The sequence below is a fragment of the Lysinibacillus pakistanensis genome (assembly GCF_030123245.1).
GTDB lineage: Bacteria > Bacillota > Bacilli > Bacillales_A > Planococcaceae > Lysinibacillus > Lysinibacillus pakistanensis.
The window spans coordinates 2,105,637-2,129,478 of record NZ_CP126101.1 but is presented as its reverse complement, the minus strand read 5'-3'; the positions used below and the strand labels follow the sequence as shown (position 1 = coordinate 2,129,478).

Below are 23,842 nucleotides of genomic sequence, written 5' to 3'. Positions count from 1 at the left end.
GATCAGAAAATAAATATTTCACTATTTTTTCTAGATAAAAAGTACAGTCATTTACGCATAGAATATTGTTTGCTATTACCTTTCTGCTCTCTATCTACCGGGTCATACATTCTTCCTTAATAAATACAAAAAGTATGGTGCGCCGATAAAAGCAACAACAATTCCAGCAGGAACACTTGCTGTCGCAATCGCAACACGTCCAATTGTATCAGCTAGCATCAGCAAGCTCGCTCCAATAAACAATGTCAATGGTAAAAAGAACTGATAGCGTGGACCGACTAGTTGCTTTGCAATATGCGGGGCCATTAAACCAATAAAAGCTATACCACCTGTTACAGAAACTGCGGCTGCTGCTAGTGCCACGGCTACAATTAATAAGCGTAATCGTTCGCGGCCAATATTCATACCTAGACCAACAGCTGTTTGCTCTGTCATTGCTAAGACATTTAAGACATTGGATTTATAGAAAATATAAGGAATACCAAGCACAAGCCAAGGCACTAAAGCCCAGAAAAATGGCCAATCAGTTCCCCAAACATTGCCTGCTAGCCATTGCGCAATAAATTGCACATCACTCCGCTCTGCTGAGGAAATTAATACCATCATAACCCCAGATAGGGCAGAGGCTACACCTACCCCTATTAAAATAAATTGAATAGGATGCACACCTTTATTACGTTGATAAGAGAAGAAATATATGCAAAGCGCTGTCAATAAAGCACTACAAAAGCCCACAACTGGTAAAACGTAAGCAAAGTGAGGAAGATCACCGTTTACTAATAGATAAAAGACAGTAATCCCAACACCTGCTCCTGAACTGATCCCAATCATGCCGGGGTCTGCTAAATCATTGCGTGTAACCCCCTGCAAGACGGCTCCCGCTAATGCTAATGCCATTCCTGCCGCTGTCAGTACAAACATTCTTGGTAATCGAACGGATAATAATACAAAGGACTCTTTAAAACTACCATCCCCCAGCAAGGTTGGGATAATGCGATCTATAGAAATAGATGCTGGTCCTAATGAAATTCCCATAGCAAAAATCAATAGCGTTACTACAAACCAAGTTAAAAACCATTTTCGTTGTTTTTTGCGACCTTCTTTAAACAAATTGTCGTCCTCCCTTCTGCACTAATAATAGGAAGAATGGAAGACCAAGAATTGAGATAATCGCTACAACTGGCGTCTCAAATGGTGCATTAATCATGCGCCCTGCAAAATCAGCGGTCACCATAAACCAACCGCCAACAATGGCGCTCATCGGTAATACAAAACGGTAGTCTGTCCCTACAAACACACGAACAATGTGCGGCACCATTAAGCCAACAAATGCTAGATTTCCAACGAGTGCCACAGCAGAGCCTGCCAGGATGACCACAACAAACATCATGATTCCTTTAATCAATGTTGTATTTTGCCCAACACCAACCGCTACTTCTTCATTTAAGCTTAAAATCGTTAATTGACGACTAAAAGCAAATGACAGTAGTAGCCCGAGGACAATCACAGGGACTATCAATAAAGCCTGCCATGTTGTGCCAATAAAGCCACCACTTGTCCACATTGATACATCCTTGGAAATTTGAAATAAGATGCCTGTGCCTTCAGCGATCGCTTGTAATAAAGCAGTCACTGCCGCACCTGCTAAAACAAGCCTCAATGGAGAGAAGCCTTTCTTGGTAGAGGCCCCAATCCCATAAACGATCATCATGCCAATTCCAGCTCCAATAAAGCAGGCTACAATTAATGTATAATAGGAGAATTTCGGGATAAATGCCATCGTTAGCGCAAGGGCAGCATTTGCCCCTGCCGTTAAACCAAGTAGCCCTGGATCAGCTAATGGATTTCGTGTGACCCCTTGCATAATCGCCCCCGCCACAGCCAGTGCACTGCCAACAAAAATAGCAGCAAGGATACGAGGAAACCGAATGTCACGTAAAATCGTGTAATGCTTGCCACCACTTTGTCCGACAATTGCTTGATAAACATCCTGAATGCTCGTATTTGCTGCACCTAAGCACAGCGAGATAGCAGCCGTGCCGATTAATATGATTAATGCAAGCAATACCTGAAGCCAAAATGGAAACTGTCGAAACTTTGTCATTTGCCTTCGCTACTCTCTACTAATTATTGTAAAAATTTCTCTTCAAAGAACTTCAGTTGATGTTCTAGTGTAATCGGATCATTGAAGTAAAAGGCATTCGCATTTACTTCAAATAAATGACCATTTTTCACCGCTTTTAAATCTTTAAACCATGCTGCATCTGTAAAAGAATTATCCTGGTCTTGGAACATACTGAAAATCACATAGTCACCTGCATAGTCCCCTAAAACTTCTTGAGAAATGGCATAGTAGCCCGGCTCTAAAGCTGTTTCTTTTACTTTCTCAGGCATTTTCAAGCCCATTTCTTGATATAAAATCTCTGTTCCACGACCCCAGTTATCGCCATAAATATAAAATTGTTTATTAAAGTTTTCTGCCACTGTTACAGTCGCATCTTCACCAATTTTTTCTTTGATTTTTTTACCAGCTTCTGCTGCACGCGCTTTAAAATCTTCTACCCATGCTGTTGCTTCTTTTTCTTTGTTCACTACTTTTCCGATTTCAATAAATTGCTGTAAATAATCCACTTTTCCATACGTAAATAATACAGTCGGTGCAATTTCTGCTAATTTATCAGCATTTTCAATACCATTTAAGCCAATGATTAAATCTGGCTCTAACTCAAGAATTTTTTCAATATCTGTGTTTTCAACAACGACTGCATCTTTAATGGCATCTTCGAAGTTTGGATTTTTGGCTGCCCATGCATCAACACCGACAACATTCACGTCAAGCTGTAACAAATCCCCAACAAAAGAAGATAATACGACTACACGTTTTGGGTTTGCTGGGACTTCAATAGGACCTGCCTCAGATTGATATGTGATTGTTTCTGCTGAAGTTGCTTCTTTTGAGCCTTCATCATCTTTTTCAGTTTTCTCTTCTTTATTGCCGCACGCCGCAAGGACTAGTACGAGCATCATAAACATTGGTAAAAACCACTTTTTCATTGTCATTCTCCTTTTATACGGTTTGTAATAAGTTATATGTAATGCACATTGGTTTGTTTGTTCGTGGATCTTGGCCAATAACTGGATCAATATTAAACACTTTTTTTAATACTTCTGGTACCATAACTTCCTCGGCTGTTCCAAACTTTACAAGCTCCCCTTGTGACAGTGCCACAATATAATCAGAGAAACGTGCCGCTTGATTTAGGTCATGGAGTACCATGACAATCGTGCGCCCTTGTTCTTCATTCAGCCTGTAAAGCAGCTCTAAAACCTCTAATTGATGTGCCATATCTAAATATGTTGTTGGCTCATCTAAAAAGATGATGTCAGTTTCTTGAGCTAATGCCATCGCAATCCATACCCGTTGACGCTGTCCACCTGATAAAGCATCTACAGATTGCACGCGGAAGTCTTCGGTTTTTGTCACCTGTAAAGCCCAGTCAATAACATCTTTATCCTTTTGTGATAAATTGCCAAAGCCCTTTTGATAGGGAAATCGACCGTAGGATACAAGCTCTTCCACTGTTAAACCATGTGCACTTTCTGGACTTTGTGGTAAGATGGCCAGTTCTTTTGCCAATTCTTTCGTTTTCATCTTGGAAATATTTTGACCATCAAGTATGACCTGTCCACTCTCATGCTTTAAAATACGTGTAATGGCCTTTAATAAGGTGGATTTCCCACAACCATTGGAGCCAATGATCGTTGTGATTTTGCCATCTGGAATTTGTAGCGATAAGCCATGTACAATCGTTTTATTTTCATAGCCAACACGAATCGATTCAATTTCTAAGCGCAATTTGGACCCTCTCTTTCTTTTTACTTCATTCCATGCTATGATAGGCACAGTTAAAAATGATAATCATTATCACTAGAATTAGTCTAGTTTTCTGATAAGATTTTGTCAATTACTTTTTTACTATTGATTAAGGAGGTGGCAATAAAAATGCAACATATAGATGATGTAACGATTATAGGTGGAGGTCCTGCTGGCTTGTATTTTATAGTGGAATACGTGGATAGTAATTGAAAGTCAATCACAGCTCGGTGAATTATTTTATCTCGAAAAGCTAGTGGGAACCCCCTGTATCGAGCAAGACATTTAACCCCACCATTTTGACAGAGATAGTAGATTTTATTACACGTCAGGAAGATATTTTTATCATACATACGGTAACTGATATTATTCTAAAACAGTGCTTTTAGGAGGCGGCATCATTAGCCCTCAAAAGTTAACAATTGAAAGAGCCGAAAAATATGAAATGTCGAATTTACATTATACTGTCCAATAATAAGGACATTATTGAGGTGGGGCCAAATCAGCCATTGAGTTGCCTGTTGAGCTAGATGAGGTGATAGTTAGATAAGGAGGCCGTAACTGCGTAGCATCCCTCACTTTTGATGAAGCGATCCCCATTCCTAACAAAAGGCAAAGCAACGGGCGAAACAGTACAGCCTGGTATTTTTGTAGCAGGTGATATTTTATCGTTTGAAGGAAAATCAGCCAATGCGGTTAATTCGATTAAAACATATTTAGAGCGGACTGCCTATCGCCATGGTTTAGTGTCTCTCATAAAAAACCGCTCCATTATCGAAAAACAACTTATCCCAGTCCTTTCATCCATAATAGAAACCCTCTCAAGTAGGAAACTTTCTTAAGAGGGTTTCTTCCTTTTATCTAAATAAACTTAAAAATGCTCCCATCTGCCTTAACATATATACTCCATTTGTAATCGTGCCAGCATGCCCCATAATCGTATTTAAATGATTTGGCAAATTTCCTAATCTAGAAGGTTGATATTGTTGGTTTGGATAGTAGGAAGATTGCATCATTCTACCTCGAAAAGGAGGTTCAAAATATTGTCTATTGCTTGGCTGATATGGTCCTCTTCTAAAATTCGGCTGAAAATATGGCATTGATTCACCCCCTATCAGAAAGCTTCTAACTAGTATATGCGCTTAAGCCATTTCTAAATTAGACTTTTGAAGAAGTAGCTAATAATAATATATTTTTGTCTAAACCAAAAAATATGGAACTCTAGTGTTTGGCCCTACATCATGATATTTTGAAGGAACCATACTAGTTTCTTTCTCATACTATATGAAAAAAGAAGGTGGTTTTTATTCAAGGTTCTACTTATCTCGAATTTTTAGCTAAATTTGGTGTTGGGGGCGCACACCCTGGTGGCATTAATCTATCGAAGGAACTATTTAAAGCAGAGAGCATTCAACAAACTTCACATATTTTAGATGTCGGGTGTGGTACAGGGCAAACGGCTGCCTATTTGGCTACTCACTTTCAAGCCAATGTAACGGGAATAGAAATCAATCCCATCATGATAGAGAAAGCTCGTCACAGAATGAAAAAAACACGTTTGCCTGTTAACATCATTCAAGGCTCTATTGTGCAAACTTCATTACCAAATGAGTCATATGACATGATACTCGCTGAATCAGTTCTTGCTTTTGTAGATCAACAACGTGCATTACAGGAAATTTATCGTTTATTGAAGCGAGGTGGACGCTTCATTGCCATTGAATTCACCATGCCAGAATTACTGCCCTCTCAACTAGTAGAAGACATCCAACAATTTTATGGATTTAATGCTCTCCTGATGAAGAAGGATTGGGTAGTCTTATTGCAGCAGGCTGGTTTTCATAATATTCGCATACAAAAAAATAAATCTATCTCATCAAAGCCTGAATTTAATTTCTCCAAAGATATTGAATCAGAGCTATATGATAAAATGGATCAACATATCGCTATGAGCGTTAAATACGAAAAAATTTTGGACTATCGTATTTACTCCTGTACAAAATAATTGCATTTCGCCAGCACCCAAAGCGTTGCTGGTTTTATTGTTTCATCACTTTATGACAGGTGTCATAAAAATCCTTTGACTGCTGTGAATAGGTTTTCTCTTTGCCCTTTCTTATCATTAATGTAAGAAAATAAAGAAAGAGTGATAGAACATATGCAAACACAACAAAGACTCCCCTTTATTGATATGTTAAGAGGCTTCGCCGTTTTAGGGACTCTTGGCACAAACATCTGGATTTTTGCCTATCTTGGCGATCTATCGTATATCACAACGAGTAACTATAGTGGTTGGTGGTCCTTGAATGATTTTTTACGAATGTTAGTATTATTTTTAGTCAATGGTAAACTGCTTGGGCTGTTAACAATTATGTTTGGCGTAGGCTTACAATTAAAATATCAGCAAGCGTTACGAAAAGGAAATGCTTGGCCTGGCATGTACCTTTGGACAATTATTTTTTTAGGTTTGGAAGGGCTACTTCATTACACACTTGTCATGGAATATGATATTCTAATGAGCTATGCTATAACAGCTTTCATCGTTGCCTTTATTATAAGATTAGGCGACAAAGCAATGACATGGTCTTTCTATCTTTTTGGTAGCTTTCACATCCTCCTGATTATGCTTATTTTTATTAGCTCATTACAAGGGGCAATGGTTTCCTTCAATGGCATGGAGTCAGTTGCTGCATTGTATGAAAATGGCACATGGCTAGCTCAAGTACAGCATCGCCTGACAAACTTTTTGTTTTATCGCACGGAAGCTATTTTTATTATCCCTATGAATGTCTTTTTATTTATACTAGGTGTAAAGTTTATGCGTAACGAGGTTTTTTCATCGACAGACAAAGGACGTCAGGCTCGACACAAGCTTTTCAAAATCGGTGTATTCATTGGTATCCCTTTAAATCTACTTATTTTTATTCCTGGGGGACTTTTTGATTTTCCTGTTCGTTATTTATGTGCGCCGATTTTATCGATTGGCTATATTGGAATTTTAGGTAAACTGGTAGAATATAAAAGGCTAGATTGGCTTTGGCACCGCTTTGCAGATGTCGGCAAAATGTCTTTGAGCTGTTATGTCCTACAAAACGTGCTTGCGTCTATTATTTTTTATGGCTGGGGGCTTGGGCTTGGTGGACAATTAAATAGCATTCTTATTATTAGCATTTGGCTAGCTTTATCTTGCCTTCAACTAGTTCTAGCATCATTTTGGCAGCAGCAGTTTCATATAGGCCCATTGGAATGGATTCGGAAAAAAACTATTCAAGCCATGACAAAGCATTAAGCAACAAAGGATGGTGTAAGCAATAAAAATTTATCCCAGAGAGCAAGTAAAGCATTATTTAATCATCGATACCGTATCCTTGATTGTCCTGATAACAATGGTGTTATGGTCAAATTCAGAGCTCCCCTTCCTGGCTAAAATAGCTGTCTTAGGCTTGTACTTAGGTGCTTTCTATTTCGCTTTATGGCACCAGGATTGGAAGCTGCTTCTTGCTTCACTTGTAGGATTCGTTGTTATTAGCATCTTGGGTATTTACGAGGACATCTTCATGCTTATCTTCGGATTTACCTTTGCAGATTTATTAGGAAGAGCCAAATCTAAATGGCATATCGCTAGTGGTATGCTTGGCATTGCAGTCATGTTTTTAATCGTCATAAGGATGACCAAAGATTCCCTATTCCCCATTGAATCGCAGGTACTAGCACCCATGATGATCATTCAATTGGTATTCCCTGTTCTCATTTATTATGTAGAAAAGTCGAAGAATCTACAATCCGAATTAGCTGATGTCAATACCAAGCTCGTTCAACAAGAGGAAAGACAGCGTATTGCTAGGGATCTTCACGACACGATTGGTCATACCTTAACGATGATTAAAGTTAAAACAGAACTTACAACAAAACTTATTGATCGAGATTCTACAAGCGTTAAACAAGAACTAAATGATATATTAGCTACAACACGTACAGCCTTAAAACAAGTACGTGAACTAGTATCTGATATGAATTTTGTTTCGTTACATACGGAGCTACTTCACTGCCAGCAGCTTCTACAAAGTGCTAATATTACTACAACCATAAACAATCAATGCCCTAAAATCGTTCTTTCAAGTGTAGAGGAAACGATGCTAGCTTTATGTGTACGAGAAGCTACCACCAATATGCTCAAGCATAGCAAGGCAAAAAACTGCCACATTACGATACAATGTCAAAATAGCCAATATAGGCTTACTATCAAAGACGACGGGATTGGAATACAACAAAAAGGACTTGGTAATGGCATCAACTCGATGAAAGAAAGAATGTATGCTCTTCAAGGTGATGCCATGTTTGATGGGAATACACCGACAGGTACGAGGGTGTTATTCAGCATACCAATTCAAGATGGAAAGGAGCCTCCAACATGATACGTGTTTTGCTAGCAGAGGACCAACAAATGTTACGTGGTGCCTTAACATCCCTTTTGTCATTTGAACCAGATATTGAGGTAATAGCTGAAGTTTCAGATGGGCAAAAAGCATGGGACTACATCCAACAGGAGCTACCTGATGTTTGCTTAGTAGATATTGAAATGCCTAATCTATCAGGATTAGAGCTTGCTGAAAAAATTAAAGAGGCTCATTTACCCTGTAAAGTGATGATTGTCACAACGTTTGCACGTCCTGGCTATTTACAAAAAGCAATGGATTGTGAGGTGCATGGCTATCTACTGAAGGATGAGCCGATAGATTATTTAATTGCTACTATTCGAAAAATTATGCAGGGTGAAAAGGTTGTTAGTAAGGATTTAGCAGCTACCTTATTTATGAAGGAGCAAAATCCTTTGAATGAGCGAGAAATTGCCGTTTTACAGCTGGTGAAGGAAGGCTTGACCACTCATGAAATCAGTAAACAATTATTCTTAACAAAAGGTACTATTCGCAATTACTTATCGACCTCTATTCAAAAGCTTCAAGTTGAATCTAGACAGCAAGCTGCTCAAGTTGCTAGTGAGAAAGGCTGGCTATAACAAAAAATCTCGTCACGTTGAGACGAGATTTTACCTATTTGTGATTACTTTCCTTGCAAGACCGCATTGATACATTTGCCTTTGTCACCGGCAATATCAAAGAAGCCTATATCCCCTTTAAGCAACGGACTTATTCAGCACCTGCTGTGAAAAGGATATTTTCAATCTCTTTGAATCCTTGCTTTTTCGCATGCTGTAATGGTGTCACATTATCATTATCTGGTATATTCACATCGGCACCATGGTCAATTAATAATTGAACTACCGTTTGCTGTATCAGGTTTCCATTATTTAGAATAATCGCCTCCATCAATGCAGTCCATCCCAAACGATTCACATGGTTGACGTCAATAGTCGTATTGTTCAATAATTCCTCTATGACCTCGACATGACCATGCTCTGCTGCTGGAATTAATGCCGTTCCTCCATAGCGATTTACAATGGTAGGATCTGCGCCTGCTTGAATCGTGAGTTTTAATATATCCAGATAGCCTTCTGCACCTGCATATAGAAAAGGCGTGTTTAGTAAATCATCCTGAATATTGACATTGGCACCTGCATCAATTAATAATTTTACTGCTTCAACATCCTGATTGTACGTGGCAATCATTAATGCTGTTCGTTTTTTTGAATCCTGGGCATTGATATCCACCTTTTGATCCAAAGCATTTTGGAGCGTGTCCAACTCCCCTTTTTCTACTGCTTGAAACAATTGACTTGTCAAATCTGTAGCCATCTCCTCGTATCCTCCTTTATCAAGCTTTATAGCCTCAGTATCATTTGAGGCACATCCTTGAAGTACAAATGTTAAAGCTATGACGACTGTCTGCATTTTCTTCAATTGTCATACACCACCCTGTTAGGATGTCGCCATACTTTCTTTAGCGTAAGTGGTAATGTTAAATAATCCATTAACCCTTTCTTAAATAAGTCTAAAAATTCATCAAAAAAAATCCCATGTCATAATGAGAGGATAAAAACCCCTTCTATTACGACCAGATAATCTCTTTTAAACATTTAAGCGGTATCCTGCCCCCCACACAGTTTCCAAAAACTTTGGCTGAGCTGGATCATGTTCAATTTTTTCACGAAGCTTTCGGATATGCACCGTAACTGTGGAAACATCCGCAGCCGATTCATAGCCCCAGTTCCTTTCATATAGCTGCTCTTTACTTAATACTTGATTTGGATGTTTGACAAAAAACACGAGTAAATCAAATTCCTTTGTGGTAAAGGCAATTTCTTCGCCATTCACGAAGACCTTTCTGGCAGATGTATCGATTGTAATGCCATGTATGGACATCATATGGTTCGTTTGCTGGTTTGTGGCTAGACGCTCATATCTTGATAAATGTGCCTTGACCCTAGCGACAAGTTCACTTGGACTAAATGGCTTTGTAATATAATCATCTGCCCCTAGACCAAGACCACGAATTTTATCAATATCCTCTTTTTTGGCTGAAACAAATAATATTGGGATGTTGTTCACTGCACGAATCTGTTTACAAATTTCAAAGCCATTCATCCCAGGAAGCATAATATCCAAAATAATTAAATCATAATCACCCTGTAATGCATGTTTCAGACCATCATCTCCATTATGCTGTATGTCTACAGTAAAATCATTGATCTCTAAATAATCACGTTGGAGCTCCGCAATGCTCACTTCATCTTCAATTAGCAGTATTTTTTTCATTTTCTCTCACCTCTCCTCAGCCTTTTTCAATGAAATGAATATGCTAGTCCCCTTTGTTAATTCGCTCTTCGCCCAAATATCGCCACCCATTTCAAGCACGATTTGTTTTGCAATAGCCAACCCTAAACCACTGCCTCCTGTTTGTGAATTTCGAGAGGGCTCCGCACGATAAAAACGATCAAAAATATACGGTAAAGCTGTCGGGTCTATGCCCATACCATTGTCTGTTACTTGTATAATTGCATCTTCTACTTGCTCATGCAGAGAAATAATAACTTGCTTGTATGGTTTATCCATATATTTTTCACTATTGCTTAATAAATTTGACAGTACTCGTCTTAATTTATCACGATCAGCCATGGCAAAAAGAGCTGAACCCGCTGATATATATTGTATATGAATGTCTCTTGCAATAAAGTCAAAGCTAGCATCCTCCACATAATCGTGCATATATTGATGAAGATTCACACTTTCCATTTGAAAAGGAATCTTCTTTAAGTCTAATTTAGAAAATAAGAAGAGCTCATCGATTAATAAATCCATATCCTTTGCCTTCGTATAGATGGTTGTTAAATATTTATCCATTTTCTCCTCTGTATTTGCCACGCCATCTTTAATCCCTTCTACATAACCAATAATTGAGGTCATGGGCGTTTTTAAATCATGCGAGATGTTTGATAATAATTCTTTGCGATTTTCTTCATATTGAAGCTGAAGTTTGACGGATTCCTTTAGCTTTACTCTCATTTCCTCAAATGATCGATTGAGCTGACCAATTTCATCATTCGAGCCAGAAGTAATTTCAAAATCTAAGTCTCCTGATTTAATTCGCTCAGCACCCTCCCTTAAAGCTGTAATTGGATTAATGATACTTCTAGATACTAGATAATTTAATAAGCCAATAATCATCATAAATAATAGAAATAAAATACCTAGAAGAATAGGTAAAAGCTCTCGTGTTAATTCCGCATGGGAACTAACCTCTCTCAAAACAAAAATACTCCCCTCTGATTTGTCAGGAAAATAAAAATCGAACTTAACATACGTATAAAATGCTTGATTAATCATAATTGTGTCGCGTGAATTAATATTGGTTGCTTCAAAACCTGGTAAACTTTTTAGCAATAATTTTTCATGATCTTTCTGTGATGCATAAACAATTTGATGATCTTTTCGCACAACGGTTTCAATGGATGGTGCATTTATTTTCTGTAGCTGTTCGATGTCTAATAGCTGCAGGGGATTATTTTTTGCCAGTAATTTTAAATCGAGAAAAGCATTTTCTTCTACTGTTGTTAAAGGCTTTTGTACATAGGATTTTTTGTAAAAATGCTCAATTGCTTTGACATCACCTGTTATCGCAAAGGAAAAAAGAAAAACTGATGCTAATAAAAGCGTGATAGCAATAATAATTACCCCTACATAAGATAGCAAAAACCTTGTTTTAATGGACATAGGCATTCCCCCAATATACTGAAACTATTAGCAATGTATCATACAAATCTTAAAACTTTATAAAATCATGCTGAAAAATCTATAAACAATTCATCAATAATATAGTATTCCGCTCTCTAACGAAAAAAAGATACGGCACATTCTCTGCAATGCCGTATCAAATATTATTTTTATTTAACCTCTTCTGCTCTTAATTTCTTCTTTGTTTGCCAGCCTAAGATTATGAATTCAATCAACACCACAGCAATCAATGAGGCACCAAACAATGGCATTAAAATTCCTAAAAGTATGAGGAAACTAACGAAAGGTATTGAAATTTTATGAGAAATTTGTGGTGGCGCAGATAGCTCCCCTTTTTTCTTCCGTAAAATCCATGTGCGAATTCCCCATGCAATCACTGCTAAAAAGGCTAGACAGACAACAAGGTTTAATAACTTATTTGGCCATCCGAACAAGTGACCTTCATGTAAAGGAATTCCCCATGTAAAGAACTTAGCCAACATACCATAATCCTCGTAGTTAACTTGATCAATAAACTTGCCGCTATATTGATCAAAATACATAGTTGCTTCTTCTGTGGGCTTGACATCGAGACCTGTTACACCAGAGTTACTAGCCTTTGCTACTGTATAGATGCCCTCAGCATTTGAAGGATAAATAATCGAATAAGGCTTGGCGATATTCATGGCAGTAATTTCTTTTTCAAGATTAGCGATCGAAATTTGGTTGTCGTTTGTATAACGGACAGCGCCTCCACCATGATGCTGAGCATGTTCACCCTCAGATGTTGGTGCTTCTAATTGACGGGTTGCCCATGGAATTTCAGACACATCAGAAGTTGGTGGCTTTTGCTGTAATAATGGGTAACCGAAAGTTGGGCTTTCTGACGCTATATCAGCAAGTATCGAACCTTGAAAGGCAGACCATAAAAGCCCTGTAGAAATGAACATCACCATTGGAATCGTAATGATCGTCCCAACAAGCGCATGGTATCTTTTACTTTTTTGTCGTTTATTTTCAGACTTGGGCTTTTTCAATAAATTCCCTTTAAAGGTCATATAAAGTCCTGACAGTAATAAAAAGATCGTCCAGCATGCCGCTAGTTCTACTAAATAATTGACAAATGTACCACCAATAAATAGGGAGCTATGCGTATTTCTCATAATATTAGAAAATGTGTAATTGGCATCCTGACTGCCTACCATTTGATTATTGTCATCTAAAAATACGTATTTCTCTTCTTTCCCATTTGATAATGTTAAACGAGTATTATATGGTTCTTCTAACATAATCACTTTAGTAGTAGAATATCCTGCAAATGCAGCTTCTGCTTTTTCTACGGCTTCATCAATTGTTAAGACCTCTTCTTTATGACTTTTGCCAAAGAAGTAATCATCATATAACTGATTCTCAATATCTGTGAAAAAAAGATAACCAATTCCACTCAATGTTAGTGATAGAAGCAATGGCGTAATAAAAAGTGCTGCGAAAAAATGCAGTCGCCAAAATCTTTTATAAAGTAAATTTTTCATAATTAATCTCCTATTTCTCTATTTATAGCAGATTAATTATATAAATAAAAAGTGAAATATGAATGAAGTACTAAAGGCGGTTTTATGACAAACAAATGTATTCCAATTGGTATTATTATTATTTACACCATTAAAAAAGCTACCTCAAACAGCTGCAAGGTAGCCCAAAAAATATTCTATCCTACTAATTCTTTCATAACATTGGCATATGCAGCTAAAATAGACTGCTCATGTGCGCCATCATGTCCAAGATATTGTTCAACAAGCTCCTTTAGTGGTTTTGCAGCATAAGGCTCTTGCATAATTTCAAATTTTAATAAGCTTTCATAGTATTCAACGACTTGTGGATTCATGTGGACCACTCCTTTAATTTTTTACATAAAAAAACATCTTTCCCTCATCAGAAAGATGTCTACTATGACAAATACACGACATAATACAGTGATTGCCATGGTGAAAAAAGCTTTCTATTAAACATAGAAGCTACCTGTTTTGCAATCATCGTACTATGAGCATGCAGGAGAATTTCTCTAGTCACACTCAACACCCCCTATCCTCGTAGGTTTTTTGGTTGTACTAGATAAAGGCAGGTCTCCTGGCTTATGTTCATCACACCTTTCACCTTCCCATTACAATACGTAACAGTGGTCCATTGAAACGTGCTCCCATTTACAGTTGCGGGACAGCGTCGGATTCCCACCGAACTTCCCTTTTAAACAAATCGAAAAATCCAATTTGTACCTCTATCTTATTATTCCGTTTTTATTATTATACCATAAAGGTTTGTGTGCACTGACACAATCCAGATAGATTACTAATATCTATAGATATCATATCTACTGGAAACAAAGCTGTAATCGATAATGTACCAATGCATGTTGCTGTTGAAATTAAGAAAGCTATTGAAAATTTTAAGGCAATACAAAAGGAAACTTCCTCTGCACCAGCTGTAGCTCCAAAAGAAAAGGATATGTACGATGTTGCTGACGAAATCCGCGAATTAAAGGATTTATTAGATGCAGGAATTTTAACACAAGACGAATTTGACGCGAAGAAAAAGCAATTGTTAGGAATCTAGGTCACTCAAAATTAGTGGCTTTTTTCATTACAACTAAAAAAGGCCAGCTCGCCTAAATAAGATTTGCTGGTCTTTTGTATGTAACTAAATAAATTTTCTTGCTTAAGCACTATAAATATTATTTACCTCTGACTTTAAACTTTCTACAAATTCAATTATTTGTTCCATTTTTACTATTAGACAAAATGCCGGACCACATTCTCTTGGGCCAAAATGATACTTTTCATTTGCATCTAATACAAAAATTAATTTATAACGAGTCTCCGATTCAATTCTTTCATGTTCAGGAATTTGAAGAAAACCGTGCTGGGGATAAAAATAATTTCCATAATGAGGGATATGGTAAATACTCAATCCTGGATCTTTAGGCTCTAAAATACTCAAATGAATACTATCAAGAAGTTTCAAATCTTCTAACAATTTGAAAAAATCTTCCTTTAAACAGGCAATTTCCTTATGTACCTCGGGAAAATCTCGACCCGCTCTGAAATAAATACAGAATTTCACACTTGAATCATTGACTAATTTTAAATTTATTTCAACTTCGCAATTTGGTTTACTAGAGTAGTCTTTTAATACTGCCATAAGTAAATCTCCTTCTTTCTAATTTAATAGTATGATGATTTGTTAAATTAAGTGCAACAATTGCTTTATAACCTGTTAGCATCTTCCATGATAGTTTAACTTCAAAGTGTGGACGGTCAATGTTACCTAACCAATCGCCACCCAAAGTAATACCAGCTTGCCTGCAAACCCCTACTCGATTTAGTATTGTAACATCATATGTCCTTCATAGATAATAAATAACAATTACATATTTTTTATGGAAGCATACGGTCTACAATTAAATCATGGTTCGATTCCTTGAACCGAAGTTAAAATAATTTATTGTCTAAATTATTCCTAACGAGTAAATACTAAAATATGTAAAGTCAATTCCTATGAATACATTCTGATGAATAATATCAGTCCCCTCATTCATAGCAATTGTTTATTTTAACTTATTGTTTTGATGAATTACCAGTTAAATTATTAGCTACAGCTTGTAATGGCTGAGTCATTTGTTGAGCATTCTGCAGATTTAATTTATTCGAAATATTATTTGTGAACTGTTGAAGATTACCATTTTGAAATCCTCTAGCCACACCCAAAATAACAGCTCCAATTACACCCCATGTAAGAAATCTCATTAAAAAAGCCTCCTTATGCTAAATATTTTGAATCAGGTTTAGTATTGGGAATCAGGCTAATACTATACTGCACATTTTTTGGGTTATTATTGTTGATACTCTAAAGGCAACATCATCCCCACATTAAAAATTGTTGCTTCATGTATTCAAAATATTTACTCCTTATGCATAAAATAATTTTGGTACCACATACTTTATGTGTAGACTTAAATGCTAAAAATTGCTTATTGACTAAACTGGTATCTCACATTACTCCTAGCAGTTATTCTACTCTCTACCTCAAGCCCTACACATCGACAAACATCCTATTCATGTTAACCAACCATAAAAAATAGCCCCCTTATCAAATCAATAAGAGAGCTGTATATAATTCATAATCTATCATTTATCTCCAACTGGCTTTAATGAATTCACCGGAATCCAAACATTCGCACCGTGAGCGTTATTTACATCCACACCTACAAATAGATAGCCATTAATTTCCTCACCCCATGAAATTACAATACTCCCCTTTTTATGCATTGTTTCAGATTTAGCTCCATTTAATGGAGTACTTTTCCCACCTGCATCTTTTGATAGCTCAAAAAGTACATCTCTTTTTCTCGACATTGTCTCAGCGATTTTAATGTCTGTACCAGGATACTGATAACACTTACCGCCAGAGCAATATGAAAGTAGTTGTCCATTATTTGTAATAGAAATATTCCCATCGCTTCCTTTGAACCACGTTCCATAAGATCCGGCACCATAAATACCATCACGATTAATAATGATATAAGTTGGATTGTTATAGAAAGATGAACGAATTTTTATTGGTACTTCTTTGAAAACTACCAAATCTGTTGCTTGTACCCGATATTGCCCCATCTGGTAGAATGTTTTGCCATCATATTTTTCAATATCATACGTTTTAAAGAAGTTATTTCGCTTTACCACTAACGAATCAAACGTACCATCCGAATTTTTTTTGTATACCTTGATGTCTTTTTTAAAGGTCATTTTTCCTGTTTGGTCTTTTACAACCTCTGCTCCATCATACATTACTTTTGCTTCTGATTTTGTTGGATTTACTACTGCAAATACAAATGCTGCTAGTAACACAATAAAAAATTTTCTCATTATTCTCCCCCTCGTATTTTAAAAAAACATAATCTTAGTATTATATACTAGTAATCTCATGTTCTACCAACGAATGTTAAAAATCCAACAAAAGTAATATAATCTCATAATCTCGGAATCTTATTTATATTTCCCTGTTCCCATTTCTATTATTATTCCAAATTAAAAACTAAAGCTACCCTTTAGCTCAATAAGGTAATTTACAAATGCCTATTGAGGTGTGAGACTTCACTGAAAGAAGTTAAAAACAAACTTTTTTTGATTTCAAGACTATGTTACCATATGAGGAAATATATGTTTCGGGAGGAATACATATGAAATGTAATAAAATCAGAATACTACTATTAATATGTTTACTCATTATCTTAGTTTTATCTGCTTGTAGTAAAGAAAATGATACAGGTTTCGATGATCAATTTATTGCTGATTTAAAAGACTATATTCAAGTAGAATGGGAATATAAAAACATAGAAGAGAATAATATTATTAGTTTGATTAATTTACATGAATCACAAACTCACTCATTTCTAAATTCTAGTGATGAAATAAAAGAAACTCTTGCACAACAGCTAGTATTCTATGAAGATGCAACAAATTATTCAGATATTAAAATTGATTTCAATCCTAAAACAAGCTCGCCAGAGGAAAAAGAAGTCTATGATGCGATAGACGATTTTAAAACCAAAAAACTCTATCATTACTCTTCAACTACCAATTTAGTCGATACAATTAATCAAGTTCCTATACAAAATGCTAAAGAAGAGTATGAAAATTCCTTACGTGAACTAGATAAATCATGGGATCTTATTAAATCTCTTTCAGAAAAGTATAATTTGAATATTTTTGGAAATGAAGAATGAACAATTTTTTATAAATTAATCAAAGAAGCCTCGTGTTACCTAATGTATAGGGCAAATTCATTACCTTACTCGTCATCTATTTCAAATTTATACTTTTATCAATCACGTCTTGCTGACTAGCTTGCATGTAATTGCATACAAGAAAAGTGCGTCCGAAATTTTATTATTTTGGACGTTTTCCATTAAAAATCTCATAAACTATACATAAAAACAGTTGATTGTAAATATTTTACATTAAATATATTTGCATTCCATTTATGTTTAATATACCCTATGTATATAGACATCTTTTTACAAGGCGTCAATACAAATCAGAGGAGTGCATTAAACATGACAAAAAAAATTAAGAAAAACAAAAATGAAGAAGCTGTAGCTGAGAAAAAAACAAAGAAAAAAGCTGACAAAAAGAAACTTGAGAAAAAGTTAGCGAAGAAAAAAGCTGAGAAAAAAATTGCAAAGAAAGCTGCTAACAAAAAAGATAAAAAGAAAAGCAGTAAGAAAGCAGCCTAACAAAAAAAGTAGCTGGAGAAAACGAATGGTTATTCTCCAGCTACCTTTATGTGGATTAAAAATATGTCATAATATGCAGTCATACTACTATCTCACTCAGCAAGCAAAAATAGCGCCCCATATTAAAAACTTCTAATAGGATCTCATTTCCCACAAAAAAACAAAAAACACCTCCAAAAGATTTTAATATTCTACTAATAGTGTCTAATAGTGGCGTTACTTGCACACTATTCCTTTTAATTTTAATATGGAAATTTAAATTACATATTTAAATCCGAAAGTTCCATTTTTTAATTGCAAATAAAAGTAAAGGTTGATTCGTTTTCTCTTCTTTAAAGGTGAAATATTGCAAAAACTAATACTATTAGTTAAAATTGAAATGTAATTAGTTTTCGAAGGAGGTATTGTCTAAAATGAAAGTTACGAATATTGGTACGGTGTTTCAATTGTCATTTATGCCAAGAATATTTCCTGTTAATTGTTATTTTGTAGAAGAAGAAAGCGAGCTTACCCTTATAGATACAGCACTGCCTTATAGTACAAAAAGTATAATCAATGCAGCAAAAAAAATCGGAAAACCGATTACAAGAATTATCATTACCCATGCACATAGTGATCATATAGGAGCACTAGATATGTTAAAAGAATTATTACCCGCTAGTCAGGTATGCATTTCTTCAAGAGATGCTTTATTGTTGGAAGGGATTAGTACCTTACTACCAAATGAAAAAAACACACCCATCCGAGGAGGCCTTCCCAAAAATATTAAAACCAAACCGGATTTATTACTGGAAGAAGGTGATCGTGTTGGTTCATTAGAAGTGATTTCAACACCAGGTCATACCCCTGGTTCCATCACTCTTTTCGATACACGTAATCAAAGTTTAATTGCTGGAGATGCTCTCATAACAAGAGGAAAGCTAGTTGTATCAGGTATGATGAATCCGTTATTCCCATTTCCTGCCCTAGCTACATGGGATAAAAATACGGCTCTTGAAAGCGCAAAAAAATTAAGCGAATTAAACCCAAGTTTACTTGCTGTGGGACACGGAAAGATGTTGATGCAACCACAGGAGCTTTTAAAAATAGCGATAGCCGAAGCAGAAAAAATTTTTTACAAATAAAATAGGAGATGAAAATAATGTCCCGTCGTATGAAATTAGAATTATCTATTATTTTAAAAAAAGCAACGGATATAATTGATAAACAAGGATTGGACCAACTTTCAATCGGACTATTAGCAGAAAAATTGGACGTGCGACCGCCTTCTTTGTATAACCATCTTGATGGATTACATGAATTGAGGCAGAAGTTAGCCATTCAAGGTGTAAAAAAACTTAATGAATATATGCTTCAAGCTGCAGTTGGACGTTCAGGTGATGATGCCATTCGTGCAATTAGTAAAGCATATATTCAATTTGTTCGAGAGCATCCCGGATTATATGATGCTAGCACTCGCTTTCCTGATTCTAACGATCAAGAATTACAGCAGGCCCAAAGATCTGTTGTACAACTAGTCCTTCAAGTGCTAGATGCCTATAATTTGCAAGAAGAAATGGCGATTCATATGGTCAGAGGATTACGAAGTATTCTACATGGATTCACTTCTATTGAACAGATGGGAGGATTCGGTATGCCCCTTGATTTCAATAAAAGCTTTTCAATCTTATTAAATACCTTTATTGAGGGCATTCATGCAGTTACGCTTAATGAAGGCAAATAAATGACTAAGTGATAGGAAAAACATGACCTCTCAAGGAAGTCATGTTTTTAATTACAATGCAGATTGTTGTACCTGCTAGTGAAGGGTTTTTGCCGCTGCAATACTACTATCCTTCAATATTGTAGTTCTATCCATCTTTTTGGCTAGTCTATCCGTCACTTTTAATGTTCTTTCCACTTGTCAATCAATAAGTTTTTTGATATTTTAAAGTTAGTTATTCAACTAACTAATTAAACTAGGAGGAATTTTAATGGCAAAACCAACAGGTATAGCAAAAGCAGAGCTATTAACAGCAGCCAAGCAATGTTTAGTCCACAATGGTATTGAGAAATTCACATTGAAGGCTGTTGCAGAGCAAGCTGGCGTGACACAAGGCACCATTTATTATCATTTTAAAACGAAAGAGCAAATTTTACTTGAAATTATCCAAAGCATTTGTCAAGATTCCTGGAGCGAGCTTTCAGTAGCAAGCAAAGAATTTATTCAAATTGCACTTCAATCAGCAAAGAGCCGTTACGAAAATAATGTCTTTTATCATAAACTATTTTTCACCTTGATTGTTATCGGCTTTAATAATCCCTCCATTAAACAGCAAATTGCTGATATCTTAAAATCTGAAAATGAAAGTCTATTCAAAGCTCTTACAAAGCTATGGGAAAAGTCACCAATAAAAGGTGTCTCGTTGGAGAGTTGGAGCATTTTCTTTAATGCGCTAATGGATGGTTTGGCTTTGCAGGTCATGGTGCTAGAGGACTTTCCAATCGATCAGTTTTATGAAGAACTCGAAAAAATAGTCATTACACTTTATCAGCTAGGAAAATAATTTTTTAGGAGGTAAAACAATGCCATTCTTTTTGCTCTGGGGATTTTTTATTTGGCTAGCAGCAAGCGCGTTTTTTAGACTCGCTGGTCCATTCTTTTTTACGCTTGAGCACCCTTTAATTATTATGTGTACATATCTTTTTGTCGTTCCGGTAATTTGGATGGTGACAATCCCTATTTATTCAATAAAAAATTGCACAGGCATAAGACGTTTACAAGCAGCCATTTATATTGCACTGCCTGGTATGCTAATAGATGCTATTGTCCTACTATATTTTGATAAAATCTTCACCAATTTATCAGCAGACATGGATCGCTTTTTTGCCTCGTGGCTGTTATGGGCATACGCTTTGATTATACTTACTGGATGTGCAAAAAATCCCTTTCGACTACAATTTAAAAGGGTTTATTAAATCATTCTAGAATTAGTCATTATAGATCAATTTCGCCTTGGCGTAATTGTTGCTGTCGCTTTGCTTTCGCTACAGAAAACATTTGTTGCTGTCGCTTCGCTTTCGCACAGATAACCAATGCGTCCGGATTTTAAATTGTGCCTGCACAATTCATTCCTTTGAAAATTCGTGACATCCGCCGGGGGCTTTGGGCCAACAGATGTTTTTTTGTGCGAAAGCGTAGTGCTAACGCAGCGGCAGCAACATGATGTTTTTTGTGCGAAAGCGTAGTGCTAACGTAGCGGCAGCAACACGATGTTTTTTGTGCGAAAGCGTAGTGCTAACGCAGCGGCAGCAACATGATGTTTTTTGTGCGAAAGCGTAGTGCTAACGCAGCGGCAGCAACACGATGTTTTTTGTGCGAAAGCGTAGGCTAACGTAGCGGCAGCAACATGATGTTTTTTGTGCGAAAGCGTAGTGCTAACGCAGCGGCAGCAACATGATGTTTTTTGTGCGAAAGCGTAGTGCTAACGCAGCGGCAGCAACATGATGTTTTTTGTGCGAAAGCGTAGTGCTAACGCAGCGGCAGCAACATGATGTTTTTTGTGCGAAAGCGTAGTGCTAACGTAGCGGCAGCAACATGATGTTTTTTGTGCGAAAGCGTAGTGCTAACGTAGCGGCAGCAACACGATGTTGGCACTCAGTTGTTGCCACAGGACGTGGCATTCATAGACTGAGTTCCGCTATTTCAGTTGGTGTTTCGACACCCACTGAAACCATCTCATCACCTGTAGAGGTGGGAGTCTTCTGCTGAATGAAGATAAAATTATATATGTGAAGGTGGGAAAAAAATGATTATTGGCTTGCATCATGTTCAGATTACCATACCACAAGGGGCTGAAGCACAGGGCAGGGATTTTTATTGTCAGGTTTTAGAATTGAAAGAGATTGAAAAACCTAATTCCTTAAAAGGAAGAGGTGGATTTTGGCTGCAAGTAGGAAATATGGAGGTGCATGTTGGAACAGAGGAAGGCTTTAATCGCTTCACAACTAAATCTCATATTGCCTACCAAGTTGAAGATATAACATTCTGGAAAGCTAGATTAGCAGCGCACTCCATAGAAATAATTGAATCCATTCCAATCCCAAATTTTGAGCGCTTTGAATTTAGAGATCCCTTCGGAAATCGTGTGGAAATGATTCAACAATTATAACCTTTCGAGCAGCCAGTTTACAATTGGCTGCTTTCTATATGCTACATTTCAATTGATGCTAAATTAAAATCAATTTCGCCTTGGCGTAAATGTAGCTGCCGCTATGCTTTCGATACAAAAAACAATGGCTGAATGAAGATCAATACATCCTATTGAAACATTTGTAATGAAACTGTAAATTCCAGCGATGAAGCCTTTTATATCAAGCTATTAGGGCAATTACCAGCAATGCGTGGTAACATTTACCTCGAAGAAGCCTTGCTTTTTCATGCTACGATTAATTCCAATGGCGAGCCAAAATAGGATTAATCCTAGCATTAGCTTTAGGAGGTAACTAACAACATGAATAAACGATTTTTAAGCACTACACTAGCATTATCAATAGGTTTTACTACATTAGGAATGGTACAGCCAGCTGTTCAGCCAATAGAGGTCGAAGCTGCTACTATTAATAATCTCAACAATCAACAGGCTGTTGCTGCAAAGGCAGAGCAACTAATTCAAACTGGTAAAAGTTTAATTGGAAAGGCAACATACAGCAATACGGTATACAAGCCTACATATCCATATAAATTTTCATGTGCTTCATTTTTGATGTACATTTTTGAGAAAAATGGTGTCGATCTTGCAACGTACAATGAAGATTATATGATGAAACAAGGAACATATGTAGCTAAAAATCAACTACAAAAGGGTGATTTATTATTCTTTAAAAGTAAAAAAACTGGTACTGATCCTGATCATGTAGGCATGTATATTGGGAATAATAAAATCATTCACATGGCTGATTCTAAACAGAACATTGTAATTTCTGATTTAAACAGCAAACCCTATTATACAGAAAATTATGTAACAGCCCGCAGAGTCTTACCTACCCTACTTTCTGCTAACCCTGCAACAAAGGGTGATAAAGTTGTCGAAAACGCTTATAGCTATAAAGATAAAGTGACGATGAGTTCAACGATTAATGAAAAAAATCTCCGTTTTACAGGCCCTGGATTTGTCGAGTATGTTTACCGTAAAAGTGGTGTACAACTTGGTACAACCAATTTAAAAGAGCAAATGAAATTAGGAACTACGGTTTCACGTTCAAATTTAAAGAAAGGCGATTTAGTATTCTTTAATAGTACCCCAGGATCTCAAACACCTTCAATGGTAGGCATATATGCAGGAGATTATCGTATTATGATTCCTAATTCAAATGGAATTATTACTAGAGTAATGTTCGTCGATTATTATGATAAGCATTATATTACTGCTAAACGTGTTTTTTCAAATTAACAACAATTCAATTTGAGTGAAAGACTATGACAAAAGGTTATAATCTTCTTTAGTTGATACTATAGAATAACTATATAAA

At 36.4% G+C, this 23,842-nt stretch carries 28 protein-coding genes and 1 riboswitch; of the genes, 14 read left to right on the top strand and 14 right to left on the bottom strand.

The features are described 5' to 3' along the window. Positions 1–102 precede the first annotated feature (102 nt). Genes QNH24_RS10170 through QNH24_RS10155 form a run of 4 tightly spaced genes read right to left on the bottom strand, consistent with a single transcriptional unit; the run spans position 103 to position 3,856 of the window. Positions 103–1,110: a FecCD family ABC transporter permease gene (locus QNH24_RS10170; protein WP_283871955.1), complete on the bottom strand. Its 1,008-nt coding sequence runs from the start codon at positions 1,108–1,110 to the stop codon at positions 103–105. After that, the gene (locus QNH24_RS10165) at positions 1,103–2,104 is read right to left on the bottom strand and encodes a FecCD family ABC transporter permease (protein WP_283871954.1); all 1,002 of its coding nucleotides are present in this window, start codon (positions 2,102–2,104) and stop codon (positions 1,103–1,105) included. Before QNH24_RS10165 ends, QNH24_RS10170 begins: the two co-directional genes overlap by 8 nt. A gap of 23 nt (positions 2,105–2,127) precedes the next feature. Continuing rightward, on the bottom strand, positions 2,128–3,054 hold the full coding sequence (locus tag QNH24_RS10160; RefSeq protein ID WP_283871953.1) for an iron-hydroxamate ABC transporter substrate-binding protein: 927 nt from the start codon (positions 3,052–3,054) through the stop codon (positions 2,128–2,130). A gap of 13 nt (positions 3,055–3,067) precedes the next feature. Next, positions 3,068–3,856, bottom strand: a complete 789-nt coding sequence (locus QNH24_RS10155; protein ID WP_283871952.1) for an ABC transporter ATP-binding protein — start codon at positions 3,854–3,856, stop codon at positions 3,068–3,070. A gap of 599 nt (positions 3,857–4,455) precedes the next feature. Here QNH24_RS10155 and QNH24_RS10150 point away from each other — a divergent pair. Beyond that, positions 4,456–4,716: a hypothetical protein gene (locus QNH24_RS10150; RefSeq protein WP_283871950.1), complete on the top strand. Its 261-nt coding sequence runs from the start codon at positions 4,456–4,458 to the stop codon at positions 4,714–4,716. Positions 4,717–4,731: 15 nt separating this feature from the next. Here the strand turns inward: QNH24_RS10150 and QNH24_RS10145 are convergent, their stop codons facing one another. Further along, complete coding sequence (locus QNH24_RS10145) at positions 4,732–4,974, bottom strand: hypothetical protein (protein ID WP_283871948.1); 243 nt, start codon at positions 4,972–4,974, stop codon at positions 4,732–4,734. Positions 4,975–5,171: 197 nt separating this feature from the next. Between QNH24_RS10145 and QNH24_RS10140 the strand changes: the two genes are divergently transcribed. The 4 genes from QNH24_RS10140 (at position 5,172) to QNH24_RS10125 (ending at position 8,891) form a co-directional block, all read left to right on the top strand. Then, complete coding sequence (locus tag QNH24_RS10140; protein ID WP_283871946.1) at positions 5,172–5,879, top strand: class I SAM-dependent methyltransferase; 708 nt, start codon at positions 5,172–5,174, stop codon at positions 5,877–5,879. A 153-nt stretch (positions 5,880–6,032) separates the two neighbouring features. Further along, positions 6,033–7,163: a DUF418 domain-containing protein gene (locus QNH24_RS10135; protein ID WP_283871944.1), complete on the top strand. Its 1,131-nt coding sequence runs from the start codon at positions 6,033–6,035 to the stop codon at positions 7,161–7,163. A 460-nt stretch (positions 7,164–7,623) separates the two neighbouring features. Next, positions 7,624–8,289, top strand: a complete 666-nt coding sequence (locus tag QNH24_RS10130; RefSeq protein WP_430675500.1) for a sensor histidine kinase — start codon at positions 7,624–7,626, stop codon at positions 8,287–8,289. Continuing rightward, on the top strand, positions 8,286–8,891 hold the full coding sequence (locus QNH24_RS10125) for a response regulator transcription factor (protein WP_283871940.1): 606 nt from the start codon (positions 8,286–8,288) through the stop codon (positions 8,889–8,891). Before QNH24_RS10130 ends, QNH24_RS10125 begins: the two co-directional genes overlap by 4 nt. A gap of 130 nt (positions 8,892–9,021) precedes the next feature. Here QNH24_RS10125 and QNH24_RS10120 read toward each other — a convergent pair whose 3' ends face one another. From QNH24_RS10120 to QNH24_RS10095, 6 genes are all read right to left on the bottom strand, one after another. Then, on the bottom strand, positions 9,022–9,723 hold the full coding sequence (locus QNH24_RS10120; protein ID WP_283872798.1) for an ankyrin repeat domain-containing protein: 702 nt from the start codon (positions 9,721–9,723) through the stop codon (positions 9,022–9,024). A 177-nt stretch (positions 9,724–9,900) separates the two neighbouring features. Further along, positions 9,901–10,587, bottom strand: a complete 687-nt coding sequence (locus QNH24_RS10115) for a response regulator transcription factor (RefSeq protein WP_283871938.1) — start codon at positions 10,585–10,587, stop codon at positions 9,901–9,903. A 6-nt stretch (positions 10,588–10,593) separates the two neighbouring features. After that, entirely contained in the window at positions 10,594–12,042 is a 1,449-nt protein-coding gene (locus QNH24_RS10110; RefSeq protein ID WP_283871937.1) for a sensor histidine kinase, read from the bottom strand. 170 nt (positions 12,043–12,212) lie between these two features. Beyond that, complete coding sequence (locus QNH24_RS10105) at positions 12,213–13,574, bottom strand: PepSY-associated TM helix domain-containing protein (RefSeq protein ID WP_283871935.1); 1,362 nt, start codon at positions 13,572–13,574, stop codon at positions 12,213–12,215. Between the two features lie 176 nt (positions 13,575–13,750). Further along, positions 13,751–13,927: a hypothetical protein gene (locus QNH24_RS10100; RefSeq protein ID WP_283871933.1), complete on the bottom strand. Its 177-nt coding sequence runs from the start codon at positions 13,925–13,927 to the stop codon at positions 13,751–13,753. A 62-nt stretch (positions 13,928–13,989) separates the two neighbouring features. Continuing rightward, positions 13,990–14,112 carry a hypothetical protein gene (locus QNH24_RS10095; protein ID WP_283871931.1) on the bottom strand — a complete coding sequence of 41 codons (123 nt, stop codon included), beginning with the start codon at positions 14,110–14,112 and terminating at the stop codon, positions 13,990–13,992. Positions 14,113–14,142: 30 nt separating this feature from the next. After that, positions 14,143–14,334, bottom strand: a riboswitch (cobalamin riboswitch). Positions 14,335–14,445: 111 nt separating this feature from the next. Between QNH24_RS10095 and QNH24_RS10090 the strand changes: the two genes are divergently transcribed. Next, the gene (locus tag QNH24_RS10090; RefSeq protein WP_283871929.1) at positions 14,446–14,652 is read left to right on the top strand and encodes an SHOCT domain-containing protein; all 207 of its coding nucleotides are present in this window, start codon (positions 14,446–14,448) and stop codon (positions 14,650–14,652) included. 102 nt (positions 14,653–14,754) lie between these two features. On the opposite strand, the gene QNH24_RS10085 is transcribed toward QNH24_RS10090, so the two are convergent. From QNH24_RS10085 to QNH24_RS10075, 3 genes are all read right to left on the bottom strand, one after another. Continuing rightward, positions 14,755–15,237: a hypothetical protein gene (locus QNH24_RS10085; protein ID WP_283871928.1), complete on the bottom strand. Its 483-nt coding sequence runs from the start codon at positions 15,235–15,237 to the stop codon at positions 14,755–14,757. A 416-nt stretch (positions 15,238–15,653) separates the two neighbouring features. Further along, positions 15,654–15,842 (bottom strand): hypothetical protein, encoded by a 189-nt coding sequence (locus QNH24_RS10080; RefSeq protein ID WP_283871927.1) that lies wholly within the window; start codon positions 15,840–15,842, stop codon positions 15,654–15,656. Between the two features lie 381 nt (positions 15,843–16,223). After that, positions 16,224–16,961, bottom strand: a complete 738-nt coding sequence (locus QNH24_RS10075) for a hypothetical protein (protein WP_283871926.1) — start codon at positions 16,959–16,961, stop codon at positions 16,224–16,226. Positions 16,962–17,275: 314 nt separating this feature from the next. On the opposite strand from QNH24_RS10075, the gene QNH24_RS10070 reads away from it, so the two are divergent. From QNH24_RS10070 to QNH24_RS10035, 8 genes are all read left to right on the top strand, one after another. After that, positions 17,276–17,821, top strand: a complete 546-nt coding sequence (locus QNH24_RS10070) for a hypothetical protein (RefSeq protein ID WP_283871925.1) — start codon at positions 17,276–17,278, stop codon at positions 17,819–17,821. A gap of 330 nt (positions 17,822–18,151) precedes the next feature. Next, complete coding sequence (locus tag QNH24_RS10065; RefSeq protein WP_283871924.1) at positions 18,152–18,331, top strand: hypothetical protein; 180 nt, start codon at positions 18,152–18,154, stop codon at positions 18,329–18,331. Between the two features lie 413 nt (positions 18,332–18,744). Beyond that, positions 18,745–19,455, top strand: a complete 711-nt coding sequence (locus tag QNH24_RS10060; RefSeq protein ID WP_283872796.1) for an MBL fold metallo-hydrolase — start codon at positions 18,745–18,747, stop codon at positions 19,453–19,455. Between the two features lie 17 nt (positions 19,456–19,472). Then, positions 19,473–20,054 (top strand): TetR/AcrR family transcriptional regulator, encoded by a 582-nt coding sequence (locus QNH24_RS10055; RefSeq protein WP_283871923.1) that lies wholly within the window; start codon positions 19,473–19,475, stop codon positions 20,052–20,054. 250 nt (positions 20,055–20,304) lie between these two features. Beyond that, positions 20,305–20,877, top strand: a complete 573-nt coding sequence (locus QNH24_RS10050; protein WP_283871922.1) for a TetR/AcrR family transcriptional regulator — start codon at positions 20,305–20,307, stop codon at positions 20,875–20,877. Positions 20,878–20,896: 19 nt separating this feature from the next. Further along, positions 20,897–21,289: a DUF5367 domain-containing protein gene (locus tag QNH24_RS10045; RefSeq protein WP_283871920.1), complete on the top strand. Its 393-nt coding sequence runs from the start codon at positions 20,897–20,899 to the stop codon at positions 21,287–21,289. A gap of 830 nt (positions 21,290–22,119) precedes the next feature. After that, a complete protein-coding gene (locus QNH24_RS10040; protein WP_283871919.1) occupies positions 22,120–22,482 on the top strand; it encodes a VOC family protein in 363 nt (120 codons plus the stop codon). A 342-nt stretch (positions 22,483–22,824) separates the two neighbouring features. Then, positions 22,825–23,763, top strand: coding sequence for an NlpC/P60 family protein (locus QNH24_RS10035; protein WP_283871918.1), 939 nt, complete (start codon positions 22,825–22,827; stop codon positions 23,761–23,763). Positions 23,764–23,842 lie beyond the last annotated feature (79 nt).